General features: G+C 66.1%; 10 protein-coding genes. 8 read left to right on the forward strand and 2 right to left on the reverse strand.

Annotated elements, in window-relative coordinates:
• Positions 1-178: 178 nt before the first annotated feature.
• On the reverse strand, positions 179-1,495 hold the full coding sequence (dctA, locus tag ACQR0Z_RS15960; RefSeq protein WP_434856646.1) for a C4-dicarboxylate transporter DctA: 1,317 nt from the start codon (positions 1,493-1,495) through the stop codon (positions 179-181).
• Positions 1,496-2,000: 505 nt separating this feature from the next.
• Between dctA and ACQR0Z_RS15965 the strand changes: the two genes are divergently transcribed.
• The 6 genes from ACQR0Z_RS15965 (at position 2,001) to cyoD (ending at position 8,652) form a co-directional block, all read left to right on the forward strand.
• Positions 2,001-3,233, forward strand: a complete 1,233-nt coding sequence (locus tag ACQR0Z_RS15965) for an acetyl-CoA C-acetyltransferase (protein ID WP_434919254.1) — start codon at positions 2,001-2,003, stop codon at positions 3,231-3,233.
• Between the two features lie 257 nt (positions 3,234-3,490).
• A complete protein-coding gene (locus tag ACQR0Z_RS15970) occupies positions 3,491-5,293 on the forward strand; it encodes a chloride channel protein (protein ID WP_434919255.1) in 1,803 nt (600 codons plus the stop codon).
• Between the two features lie 75 nt (positions 5,294-5,368).
• Entirely contained in the window at positions 5,369-6,691 is a 1,323-nt protein-coding gene (locus ACQR0Z_RS15975) for a PQQ-dependent sugar dehydrogenase (RefSeq protein ID WP_434919256.1), read from the forward strand.
• A 72-nt stretch (positions 6,692-6,763) separates the two neighbouring features.
• Positions 6,764-7,597 carry a COX aromatic rich motif-containing protein gene (locus tag ACQR0Z_RS15980; RefSeq protein WP_434919257.1) on the forward strand — a complete coding sequence of 278 codons (834 nt, stop codon included), beginning with the start codon at positions 6,764-6,766 and terminating at the stop codon, positions 7,595-7,597.
• A gap of 24 nt (positions 7,598-7,621) precedes the next feature.
• A complete protein-coding gene (gene cyoC / locus ACQR0Z_RS15985; protein WP_434919258.1) occupies positions 7,622-8,263 on the forward strand; it encodes a cytochrome o ubiquinol oxidase subunit III in 642 nt (213 codons plus the stop codon).
• Complete coding sequence (gene cyoD / locus ACQR0Z_RS15990; protein WP_434856640.1) at positions 8,260-8,652, forward strand: cytochrome o ubiquinol oxidase subunit IV; 393 nt, start codon at positions 8,260-8,262, stop codon at positions 8,650-8,652. Before cyoC ends, cyoD begins: the two co-directional genes overlap by 4 nt.
• Before the next feature lie 174 nt (positions 8,653-8,826).
• Here cyoD and ACQR0Z_RS15995 read toward each other — a convergent pair whose 3' ends face one another.
• Positions 8,827-9,543 (reverse strand): thermonuclease family protein, encoded by a 717-nt coding sequence (locus ACQR0Z_RS15995; protein WP_434919326.1) that lies wholly within the window; start codon positions 9,541-9,543, stop codon positions 8,827-8,829.
• Between the two features lie 278 nt (positions 9,544-9,821).
• Between ACQR0Z_RS15995 and ACQR0Z_RS16000 the strand changes: the two genes are divergently transcribed.
• Entirely contained in the window at positions 9,822-10,613 is a 792-nt protein-coding gene (locus ACQR0Z_RS16000) for a gluconate 2-dehydrogenase subunit 3 family protein (RefSeq protein ID WP_434919259.1), read from the forward strand.
• Between the two features lies 1 nt (position 10,614).
• The gene (locus ACQR0Z_RS16005; protein ID WP_434919260.1) at positions 10,615-12,381 is read left to right on the forward strand and encodes a GMC family oxidoreductase; all 1,767 of its coding nucleotides are present in this window, start codon (positions 10,615-10,617) and stop codon (positions 12,379-12,381) included.
• The last annotated feature ends 5 nt before the right edge of the window (positions 12,382-12,386 follow it).

Genomic DNA, 12,386 nt, shown 5'->3' on the forward strand with positions numbered 1-12,386 from the left:
CGGCACTCACTCCCTGAACGTTTCTGTTGATCGCGCAAGGGACGACGCGGGCGATCGGTCGTGTTCTCATTAGCCGAGCGCAGCATTGGGACGAAGGAGATAACTATTAATTTTAGGTCATGCGCCGTTTGATCGGCGTCATTGCAGCAAATGCGAATCCGGTCTTACGCGGATGATTTCAATTTGCATCAGATGCCAAATTGCCGCCATCGAGCACCTGCTTGAGGCGTGCGGCGTCCAAGCCATTTTCCCAGCGTGCGATGACGATGGTCGCGACCGCATTGCCGATCAGATTGGTCGGCGTCAGGCCCTGTGACATCAGGCGATGGATGCCAAGCACGAGCGCGACGCTGGCGACGGGAATGGTGCCGGTCGCGGCCAGCGTCGCCGCCAGCACGACGAAGGCGGCGCCGGCGATTCCCGCTGCGCCCTTGGACGTCACCAGCAGGATCAGCAGCAGGCCGATCTGATGCCCGATGTCGAGATGGGTGTTGGTGGCCTGCGCCAGGAAGACCGCGGCGGTGGCGAGGTAGAGGCAGGTGCCGTCGAGATTGAACGAGTAGCCGGTGGGAATGACGAGGCCGACGATGCTGCGTTCGCAGCCCGCGGCCTCCAGCTTGGCCAGCATGCGCGGCAGCACGGTCTCGGACGAGGTGGTGGCGATGCAGACCAGGATCTCGTCGCGGATGTAGCGGATCAGCTTCCACAGGCTGAAGCCCGCGAAGGCGGCGATCGGGCCGAGCACGGCGGCGATGAAGATCAGGCAGGTCAGATAGAAGCTGCCGAGCAGCAGGCCGAGCTTGGCGAGCGAGCCGATCCCGAACTTGCCGACCGTGAAGGCGATCGCGCCGAAGGCGCCGAGCGGAGCCGCCCACATCACGATGCGGACGACACCGAAGATCATCTGGCCGGCGACCTCGATCACGTCGGTCACGGCCTTGGCGCGGTCGCCGAGCCAGATCAGGGCGAAGCCGCACATCACGGAGATGAAGAGGACCTGGAGGATGTTGCCTTCGGCGAACGCGCCGACGAAGGTCTGCGGGATGATGTTGAGCAGGAACGGCACCAGGCCGACCGCAGCGGTCTGCTTGACGTAGGGCTCGATGGTCGCGGAATTGATCGTCGCGGGGTCGACGTTCATGCCGACGCCCGGCTGGAACAGGTTCACCGCCGCGAGGCCGATGATCAGCGCCAAGGTCGTGATCACCTCGAAATAGACCAGCGCCTTGATGGCGACGCGGCCGACCTTGGCCATGTCCGCCATGTGGGCGATGCCGTTGACGACGGTGCAGAAGATGATCGGCGCGATCAGCATCCGGATCGCCTTGATGAAGGCATCCCCCAGCGGCTGCATCTGTGCGCCGAGATCCGGCTTCACCGCGCCGAGCAGGATGCCGGCGGCCATCGCGATCAGGACCTGGACCCACAATTCCTTCCACCAGCCGCGGCGGGCGCTGCCGGCGGGCGCGGCGAGGGTCGAACTCGAACTGCTCATGTCAGGTCCTGTCGGGCACAAGGCGCGGGAAGGGGCGCGTCTTCATGGAAGCTGCGCGTCATCGCGTCAAATGCAGCGGATGCAAAGGGCGTTTGCGATTTTTCCATTGTTTCGCTGCTATCGTGTTGCAGAAGGATCGCGCGAGAGGCCATCCGACATCCCCCACATCCTGACGTCATGGTTGAACCGAGAGGCAAATTGCCTTCTGCGGCCATCGGCTTATGGCGATGTCTTCGCGTGAGGCTTGCGACGGCGGATGTCGCCTGTTCGCTGTGCCAGCCGTGCAGCTCAAACAGGTTGAAGTCGCAATGGAGCGAGACCGCGTCCGAGGCTGTTGCTCGCGGTTCCGTACCGCGAAAAAAGCGTTGTGCGTCAAGCACCTGAGCGCGCGGGATTCAAGCCTGATCCGCAGTTCATGCGGTTGTCGAGCGCGACGGCGCAATGCTATCGACGACGCCAAGGACGACCGGATCGCCGGTTGCAGCTCATCAGGAGAGGAAACACCATGGCCGACGCGCTCATTATCGACGCCTGCAGGACCCCGCGCGGCATCGGCAAGGCCGGCAAGGGCGCGCTGGCGGGGCTGCACCCGCAGCGCCTTGGTGCCACCGTGCTGCGCGCGCTGGCCGAGCGCACCGGCATCAACACCGGCGATGTCGACGACATCATCTGGGGCTGCTCGTCGCAGCGCGGGCCGCAGAGCGGCGATCTCGGACGCATGTCGGCGCTCGACGCCGGCTACGACATCCGCGCCTCCGGCGTCACGCTCGACCGCTTCTGCGGCTCCGGCATCACCAGCGTCAACATCGCGGCCGCGCAGATCATGGCCGGGCAGGAGGATCTCGTCATCGCCGGCGGCTGCGAGATGATGTCGATGGATGGCCGGCGCGGCGAGGGGCCGCTGATGATGGATGCCGGCAATCTGCATCTGCGCGCGCTGCATCCGCAGTCGCACCAGGGCGTCTGCGCCGACGCCATCGCCACCATGGAGGGCATCACCCGCGCCGATGTCGACGCGCTCGGGCTGGAGAGCCAGAAGCGCGCGGCGGCGGCGATCGCCGGCGGCCATTTCAAGAAGAGCCTGGTGCCGGTGCATCGCGAGGACGGCAGCCTTGCGCTCGACCACGAGGAATATCCGCGGCCGCAGACCACGGCGGAGGCGCTGGCGGGCCTCAAGCCGGCATTCCCCGCGATTGCCGATTACGCGCTCGACGACAAGGGCACCACCTATCGCAACCTGATCCTGCAGCGCTACCCGGGCCTCGAGATCCAATTCATGCATCACGCCGGCAATTCCTCCGGCGTGGTCGACGGTGCCGCCGCGATTCTGCTGGCCTCGCCGTCCTACGCCAAGGCGCATGGCCTGAAAGCCCGAGCGCGCGTGGTCGCGACGGCGAACATGGGCGATGACCCGACCCTGATGCTCAACGCTCCGGTGCCCGCGACCCGCAAGGTGCTGGCCAAGGCCGGGCTCACGACCGACGACATCGACCTGTTCGAGATCAACGAGGCGTTCGCGGTCGTTGCCGAGAAGTACATCCGCGACCTCAAGCTCGACCGCGCCAAGGTCAATGTGAACGGCGGCTCGATCGCGCTGGGGCATCCGATCGGCGCCACCGGTTCCATCCTGATCGGCACGCTGCTCGATGAACTTGAGCGGCGCGACCTCAAGCGCGGCCTGGTCACGATGTGCGCGGCCGGCGGCATGGCGCCCGCGATCATCATCGAGCGGGTCTGAGCGCTCACATCTCCATCGAGGCATGACGCCCGCTGCGGACCTCCCGCGGCGGGCGTTGCTTTTGGGACCCACCGTTCTGGAACGCCCGTGCCCGCTGCGACCTTCCGCACGCTCGTTGACACCCCACGTTCCCGCGACGGCTCCGCTGCGGTTCCAGTTTCCGGACCAGCCAACCACGTTTCGGCTGGAAAGGAATTCGCGCTTGTTCCGCAAATGGCGACAGGTTATTGCCACGCAGAGGCCTCCTCGTAGAAGAAATGGCTCTCGTGCTCTCGACGCTGTCGCATATCATCGATCGCAAGGCCTCGAACCGGGTGGTCACGCGGCTGCGGGCCCTGCTGCGCAGCAACGAGTTCTATTTGATCCCGTTGGCGCTGGTGATCGGCGTGTCCACCGGTGCGATCGTGACGGTGATGAGCCTGATTGCGCAAGTCGCGCATGTGGTGATCTACGGTATTCCTATCGACGTCCGGCTCAGCGCCAATGCCTGGGTCAATCCGGTGGTCGCCTTGATCGCGCCGGCCTGCGGCGGTCTGATCCTCGGCCTGATGGAATGGCAGCGGCGGCGCTGGAAGATCGCGGCGGCCGTCGATCCCGTGGAGGCCAATGCGCTGCGCGGCGGCCGGTTGTCGATGCGCGACAGCGTCGTGGTCAGCAGTCAGACGCTGATTTCCAACGGCTCCGGCGCCTCCGTCGGCCTCGAGGCCGGCTACACCCAGATCGGCGCCGGCGTGGCCTCGCTGCTTGGTCAATACCTCACGCTTCGCCGCAACGACCTCCGCCTGATCGTGGGCTGCGGTGCGGCCGCGGCGATCGCGGCGGCGTTCGGCGCGCCGATCACCGGCGCATTCTACGCCTGCGAACTGATCGTCGGCGTCTATTCGGTCGCAAGCGCCGCGCCGATCCTGGCGGCCTCGCTGGCCGGCGCCCTGACCTCGCAATATCTCACCGGCGCGCCGTACTCGCTGGAGATCCAGAAAGTCGGCGCTGTCGGCTTCGAGCAGTACATTGCGCTGTTCGTGCTGGCGCTGCTCGTCGCCTTCATCGGCATCGTGGTGATGCGCGCTTCGCCGGCGGTGGAGCGGCTGTTCGTTCGCATCCCGGTCTGGCTGCGGCCGGTGATCGGCGGCCTCTGCGTCGGCGCCATGGCGATCGTGACGCCGCAGGTGCTCGCGGCCGGCCACGGCGCGATGCTGCTTGACCTGCATCGCGAGATGGCGGTCGGCATGATCGCCACCATTATCGTGCTCAAGCTTGCGGCGTGCCTGATTTCGCTGGCCTCCGGCTTTCGCGGCGGCCTGTTCTTCGCTTCGCTGTTCATCGGCAGCCTGCTCGGCAAGCTGTTTGCCGGGCTGATCGCGATCGTCGGCCTTGGCCTCGGGCTGACGCTCGATCCCGTCGTGGCGATGCTCACCGGCATGGCGACGCTCGGCGTCGCCATCGTCGGCGGACCGCTGACGATGTCCTTCCTGGTGCTGGAAATGACCCGCAGCGTCGACGTCACCGCCGTCGTGCTCGGCGCCTGCATCGTGACCTCGGTGTGCGTGCGCGTGCTGTTCGGGCACTCGTTCTCGACCTGGCGCCTGCATCTGCGCGGCGAGACCATCCGCAGCGCCAACGACGTCGGCTGGCTGCGCAACCTCACGGTCGAGCGCCTCATGCGCTCCGACGTCGGCAAGGTGCCGACCACGACCTCGATCGCCGCCTGCCGCCGCGAATTCGCCCTCGGCACGCGTCAGGCCGTGGTCGTGGTCAACAACAGCGATGATTATTGCGGGCTGGTGTCGCTGCCCGACCTGTTCTCGGGCGAGCTGGATTCGATCGCCGACGAGATCCAGGTGGTCGAGCTCGCCAAATATTTCGATGTCGCGCTGTTGCCGGAAATGAACGTCAAGACGGCGATGAAGATTTTTGACGATTCCGGCGCCGAGGTGCTGGCGGTGCTGGAGTCCGAGAACAGCCGCAAGGTGATCGGCTTCCTGACCGAGTCCTTCGCGCGCCGCCGCTATGTCGAGGAGATCGACCAGGCGACGCGCGGTGTGCTCGGCGCCCTGTCGTGATCGCGTCGCATCGCCGCGCGACGTGATCCCTGGGCCAGGATAGGCTGCCGGCCGTTTGGGACGCGCGAGGACGACATGATGAGACGGATCACAACGGCTGTCGTTTGCGCCCTGACGACGACGACGGCTGCCGCCGAGCCTGCGGTGCTCAAGGGCAAGGACGCGTTCGGAAGCTGGCAGGGCGACACGCCGGGCACGATCCGCCTCATCCGTCCCGAGGACCTGCCGAAGCCCGGGGCGACGGCGTCCGCCGCCAACGTCTCCCGCGTGTTGCAGCGGCCGGCCTCGGCCGTTCCCAAGGTGCCCGACGGATTCAGGATCGCGCTGTTTGCTGAGGGGCTGAGCGGACCGCGCATCATCCGCACCGCGCCGAACGGCGACATCTTCGTCGCCGAGACGCGGGCAGGGCGTGTCCGCGTGCTGCGCCCGAGCGAGGATGGCAGCAAGGTCGCGTCGAGTGAGATCTTCGCCGACCGGCTCGGCCATCCCTTCGGCATCGCCTTTTATCCGAGCCGCGATCCGCAATGGGTCTATGTCGCGAGCACCGAGCGCGTGATGCGCTTTCCGTATCGCTCCGGCGACACGAAGGCCTCGGGGCCGATGCAGGTGGTCGTCCCCGATCTGCCGGCGGGCTATGGCCATTCCACCCGCGACATCGTCTTCACGAAGGACGATGCCCGCATGCTGGTCTCGGTCGGCTCGGCTGGCAATGTCGGCGAGGCCCTGGGCGAGCCGGCCGGCGGGCTTGCTGCCTGGATCAAGGCGCATCCGCTCGGCGCGGCCTGGGGCGGCGAGACCGATCGCGCCGGCGTGCTGGCTTTCGATCCCGATGGCAAGAACCGCACGCTGTTCGCGAGCGGCATCCGCAACTGTGTCGGCCTCGCCATCCAGCCGGCGACGGGTACGCCGTGGTGCTCGACCAATGAGCGCGACGGGCTCGGCGACGATCTCGTGCCGGACTACGTCACGCGGGTGAGGGAGGGCGCCTTCTACGGCTGGCCCTGGTACTACATGGGCGACAACCCCGATCCGCGCCATGCTGGCGAGCGGACCGATCTCAAGGGCAAGATCACCGTGCCCGACGTGCTCTTGCAGGCACATTCCGCCTCGCTCGGCTTGACGTTCTATGACGGCACGCTGTTTCCGTCCGACTATCGCGGCGACGCCTTTGCCGCCGAGCACGGTTCGTGGAACCGGTCGAAGCGCACCGGCTACAAGGTCATTCGGATCAGGCTCAAGGATGGCGCGCCCACCGGCGAATACGAGGACTTCGTCACGGGCTTCGTCGTCAACGACCGCGAGGTCTGGGGCCGTCCGGTCGGCGTCACCGTCGCGCGCGACGGCAGCCTTTTGATCTCCGAAGACGGCAACGGCACGATCTGGCGCGTCAGCCGCTGAGGTGTGTTCTGCGGCGCAGGAACCTCCCGACCCAGGATGGGTTGTGTGCGGGGTTGAACGCCGGAAGCCTGCATGAACATCTTCGATCCGAAAGGACCGGTCGCCGCAGCCCAGCAGACGATCCTGATCGATTCCGTGATCATCATGCTGGCGATCATCGTTCCGACCTCGATCGCGGTGCTGGCCGCCGCCTACTGGTTCCGCAGCTCCAACACCCGAGCACGCTACCGGCCCGATTTTGCCTATTCCGGTGCCGTCGAGCTCGTCGTGTGGTCGATTCCGGCGCTTACCGTGATCCTGCTCGGCGGCGTCGCCTGGATCGGTTCGCATGAGCTCGATCCCGCCAAGCCGGTCGCTGGCACCGGTCTCCCCATTCGCATCCAGGCGGTATCGCTCGACTGGAAATGGCTGTTCATCTATCCCGACCGGCGCATCGCGACCGTCAACAGCCTCACCGTTCCGATCGGGGCGCCGCTGCAGTTCGAGCTGACCTCCGGCAGCGTGATGACCGCGTTCTTCATCCCGCAGCTCGGCGGCATGATCTACACCATGAACGGCATGGTGACGCGGTTGAACCTGTGCGGCGATCACGTCGGCACCTACAAGGGGCTCGCCTCGCAGTTCAGCGGCGACGGCTTTCCCGACATGATGTTCGACACTAACGTGGTGTCGCAGCCCGATTTCACCAATTGGGCGACCAGTGCGGCGAAGAGCGACCAGGTGCTCGACGAAGCCAGCTACAAGCAGCTTGCCGCTCAGTCGGTCGAGAAGACGCCCAGGACCTATCGGCTCGCCGATCCCGAGCTGTTCGGCAAGATCGCCAGCCAGCACATCCCGCCGGCGCCGGGACCGCAGCTCAGCGAGAACCAGTCGCGGCCAGAGGGCGGAGCGTCGCATGCCCATTGATCCGTTTGCAGCCGGAGTGGACCGATGTCGGTGACCACGGTCGAGCAATCGCCGGTCTATGCCGATCCGCATCATCTGCGTGCCGCCGACCATCCGGGGCCGGCGCCGAAGCGGATCGTGACCGGGTTCGGATTCTGGATCTTCCTGCTCTCCGACATCGTGATGTTCTCGTGCTTCTTCGCGAGCTTCGCGGTGCTGTCGGGCGGCACGGCCGGCGGCCCCGGCGGGGCCGAGCTGTTCGACATCCGCAACGTCGCGATCGAGACCGCGCTGCTGCTGCTGTCGAGCTTCACCTGCGGAATGGCGAGCATCGCCGCCGACCGCCACAACGCGTTCTGGTTCCAGGTCGCGATGGCGGTCACGGGCCTGCTCGGCGCCGGCTTTCTGGCGATGGAGATCCGCGAGTTCGCCGATCTCGTCGGCCGCGGCGACGGGCCGAGCCGCAGCGCCTTCCTGTCGGCGTTCTTCACCCTGGTCGGATGCCACGGCCTGCACGTCGCGGCCGGCATACTCTGGCTGCTCACCATGATGGCGCAGGTGGTGGCGAAGGGATTCCGCGCCGACATCGAGCGCCGCATCCTGTGCTTTGCGCTGTTCTGGCATGCGCTCGACATCATCTGGGTCGCGGTGTTCTCCGTGGTCTATCTGCTCGGGAGTGCGACATGAGCGATCACGCCCAGGAATTTGGCGACCGTGGCGATCTCGCGCCGGGCGAGCAGCAGCACGGCGACCTGCGCTCGCGCGTCCTGTTCTATCTGGCCGGCCTCGGCCTCGCGATCCTCCTGACCGCCGCGTCGTTCTTCATCGCGGGGACCCATCTCGTCTGGCAACCCTCCATTCCTGTCGCCATCATCGTGCTGGCGATCGCGCAGATGGGCGTGCACCTCGTGTTCTTCCTGCACATCACCACCGGACCCGACAACACCAACAACGTGCTCGCGCTCGCCTTCGGTCTGCTGATCGTCCTCCTCGTGGTCGGCGGCTCGCTGTGGATCATGGCGAACCTGAACCACAACATGATGCCGATGAATCAGCTGATGCAGATGCAGCAGTAAGCATCTTCGCCGATCACCGAGCCTTTGCTGAGCCCCTGGATCGCTTCGCTGCGCTCGCGATGACGGAGTTTGCGGGGCGAGGTGCCCGCCACAGTCGTCATTGCGAGCGAAGCGAAGCAATCCAGGGGCCGCGCGAACGCTGTAAATTTGCTCCCGCGCGTCAACGCGTCGTCCTTACTTCTTCTGCGCCCGGCAATTGAACGCACGGCGGAAGCCCGACGCTCTCGCGTCGTCCTCGGAGCAGAACCAGCGATCGGGCTCGGTGGTCGCCGGATAGCTCGGGCAACCCTGCAGATGATAGATGCCGATATTGCCGGTGACACGGGCGCGCACCGCGAACTTGCCCTTGATGGTGCAGCCGGGCGGCGCGCTCGGCGCTTCCGGGAACAGCACCGCGCGGATCTCGCGGTCGCGATCGGCGCGGCAGGCCGCGCCGAGCAGGGTGCCATCCTTCTTGTCGCTGCGGAACTCGGCCGGCGCGATGAAGCAGCCCTTCCAAAGTCCGCGCAGCGCCTCCTTGGCCGCGGCGACGTCGTCCTTGACCCGTGCCTTGGCTGCCGGATCGGCGCTGACCGCGAAGCCCGCGCGCGCCATCTGCTGGTTGAGGCTGACCTTGTCGCCGTCGACGGCGCAGATCCCGATCTTGCGCGTCTTCAGCGGCTTGTCCGGACCGAGATCCTCGCAGCGCACCGAGCGGCCGCCGATCAGCTTGCTGAGCTGCTCACGCGCCTCGACGCCGCAGCTCCAGGGATCGGCATGGTCGTCGATGCAGAGCTGATCGACCTCCGGCGCATCGATACCGTCGAGGCGATACACGGCGTCGCCGAGCTGGAGCGTGTCGCCGCTGCGCACTGTCGCCGTCGCGGCCAGCGCCGGGCTCAGCGCGGCCATGGACGCGATCGCAACAACGATCGCTGTCCGAAACCCGGCGGTCGACATTTCCATTTCTTTCTCCTTGCCCGTGTTGCTGTGAGTTCTAACATCTGGAACAACGCATGATCAATTCGTGCTGATCGAAGCTGCGAAGGCTTGTTGCGGTGGACCCTGCGCCCCCGCGCAGATGAGCCATGAGCCAGACGCAGCAAAACCCGACAAGACTTCCCAACGAATTCGTCTAAGAAGCATTCCAGGCTGGGATCGCGGAGACCCGGCAAGAGGGGGCTGAAGAGATGTACACCGACGATCGCTCGGCCATGCGCGCCAAGTTCGCGCCGCCGACCGAAACGCCGCGCCATGCGGGCATGTCGCGCCGAAGCCTGTTGGCAACGGCGGCGCTGCTGATCACGACGTCTGGAGCAACGGCGAAGGTCGTGACCAAGGTGCTGCCGTGGCGGCCGAACGAGGTCTACCCGGTGACGCCCGTGACGCCGGGAGGCTGGCTGTTCTTCACCACCGAGGAGGCCGCCGTCGTCGACGCGATCGTCGACCGGCTGATACCGGCGGACGAACTCGGCCCCGGCGCCAAGGACTCCGGCGTCACCACCTTCATCGACCGGCAGCTGGCCGGCCCCTATGGCGGTCACGACTGGCTCTACATGAAGGGGCCGTTCTCTACCAATCCGCTGCCGACGCAGGGCCTGCAGTCGCCTCTGACGCCGCGGCAGCAATATCGCCAGGGGCTCGCGGCGCTCGCCGCCTATTGCAAGGCCAATTTCGGCGGCCGGGCCTTCACCGATCTGTCCGGCGAGGAGAAGGACAGACTGCTCGCCGGCATGGAGAAGGGCGACGTGAAGTTCGAGGGCTTCTCCAGCCGCATGCTGTTCAATGCGGTGCATACCAACACCATGGAAGGCTTCTTCGCCGACCCGATCTACGGCGGCAACAAGGACATGGCGGGCTGGAAGCTGATCGGCTTCCCCGGCGTGCGCTACGACTTCCGCGACGTGATCGACAATCCAAACAAGCCTTACACGCTGCCTCCGGTGAGCATGCAGGGCCAGCCGGCCTGGGGAGTTCGCTGACATGGCACGCCGTCTTCCACGCAAGGATGTCGCCATCGTCGGGCTCGGCTGGACCGGCTCGATCATGGCCCTCGAACTGTGCCGCTCCGGTCTCGACGTCGTCGCGATCGAGCGCGGCCCGTGGCGCGACACCGCCACCGACTTCAACATCGGCACCGCGCCGGACGAGCTGCGCTACGCCGTCCGCCACGACATCTTCCTGCGCACGCGGCAGGAAACGCTGACGATGCGCAACAATTCGTCCCAGACCGCGCTGCCGATCCGGCGCTGGGGCAGCTTCCTGCCGGGCAACGGCGTCGGCGGCGCCGGCTCGCATTGGAACGGCCAGACCTGGCGGTTTCTGCCCAACGACTTCCGTCTGCGCAGCAACACGATCGAGCGCTACGGCGAGAAGATCATGCCGGAGGGCCACCAGATCCAGGACTGGCCGATGAGCTATGACGAGCTCGAGCCGTTCTACGACAAGTTCGAACATGTGCTCGGCATCTCCGGCAAGGCCGGCAACATCAAGGGTCAGGCGCAAGCCGGCGGCAACCCGTTCGAGGGCTGGCGCGAGCGCGACTACCCGACGCCGCCGATGAAGCAGGGCTACTCGCAGGAGCTGTTCACGAAGGCCGCGGCCGGCATGGGCCTGCATCCGTTCCCGCGGCCCTCGGCGAACCTGTCGTCGGCGTACACCAATCCTTACGGCTGCAGCATGGCGCCGTGCACCTATTGCGGATTCTGCGAGCGCTTCGGCTGCTCGAACTATTCGAAGTCGTCGCCGCAGACCTGCGTGCTGCCGGCGCTGGTGCGCGAGCCGAATTTCGAGGCCCGCACCGAATGCGAGGTCACCAGGGTCAACCTGTCGGGCGACGGCAAGATGGCGACCGGCGTGATCTATGTCGATGCCAATGGCGAGGAGTGGGAGCAGCCGGCGGACCTCGTGCTGCTGTGCGCCTACGGCCTGTTCAACGTCCGCCTGATGCTGCTGTCGGGCATCGGCAAGCCCTATGATCCGAACTCGGGCGAGGGTGTGGTCGGCCGCAACTACGCCTACCAGACCGGCTCCGGCGCGACCGCCTTCTTCGACAACGTCAACTTCAATCCGTTCGCCGCGGCGGGCTCGCTCGGCGTGGCCCTCGACGACTACAACAGCGACAATTTCGATCACGGCCCGCATGGCTTCGTGGGCGGCGCGTCGATCACCAACGCCTACACCAACGGCCGGCCGATCATGTACCGGCCGACGCCGCGGGGCACCCCGACCTGGGGCTCGGCCTGGAAGAAGGCGGTGCGCGAGACCTATCAGCGCGTCACCAATGTCGGCGCCCAGGGCAGCGTGATGAGCTACCGCGCCAACTACCTCGACCTCGACCCGACCTACAAGGATGAGCTCGGGCGGCCCCTGATGCGGATGACGTTCGACTACCAGCCGAACGAGATCAAGATGGCCAACTGGATGGCCGAGCGCTGCGAGGAGATCGCCAAGGCGATGGGCGCCAAGACCACGCAACTCAACCGGCTCAACACGCCGTGGAACGTGGTGCCGTATCAGAGCACGCACAACACCGGCGGCACCGTCACCGGTTCTGACCCCAAGACCAGCGTGCTGAACCGCTATCTGCAGTCCTGGGACGTCTCGAACGTCTTCGTGTTCGGCGCGTCGACCTTCCCGCAGAACGCCGGCTACAACCCGACGGGCACGGTGGGGGCGCTGACCTATTGGGCGCTCGATGCCATTCAGAACAAATATCTGAAATCTCCCGGAGCTCTGGTGCAGCAATGAGCGCG

This window comes from Bradyrhizobium sp. HKCCYLS3077, from assembly GCF_051167555.1.
Lineage (GTDB): Bacteria > Pseudomonadota > Alphaproteobacteria > Rhizobiales > Xanthobacteraceae > Bradyrhizobium.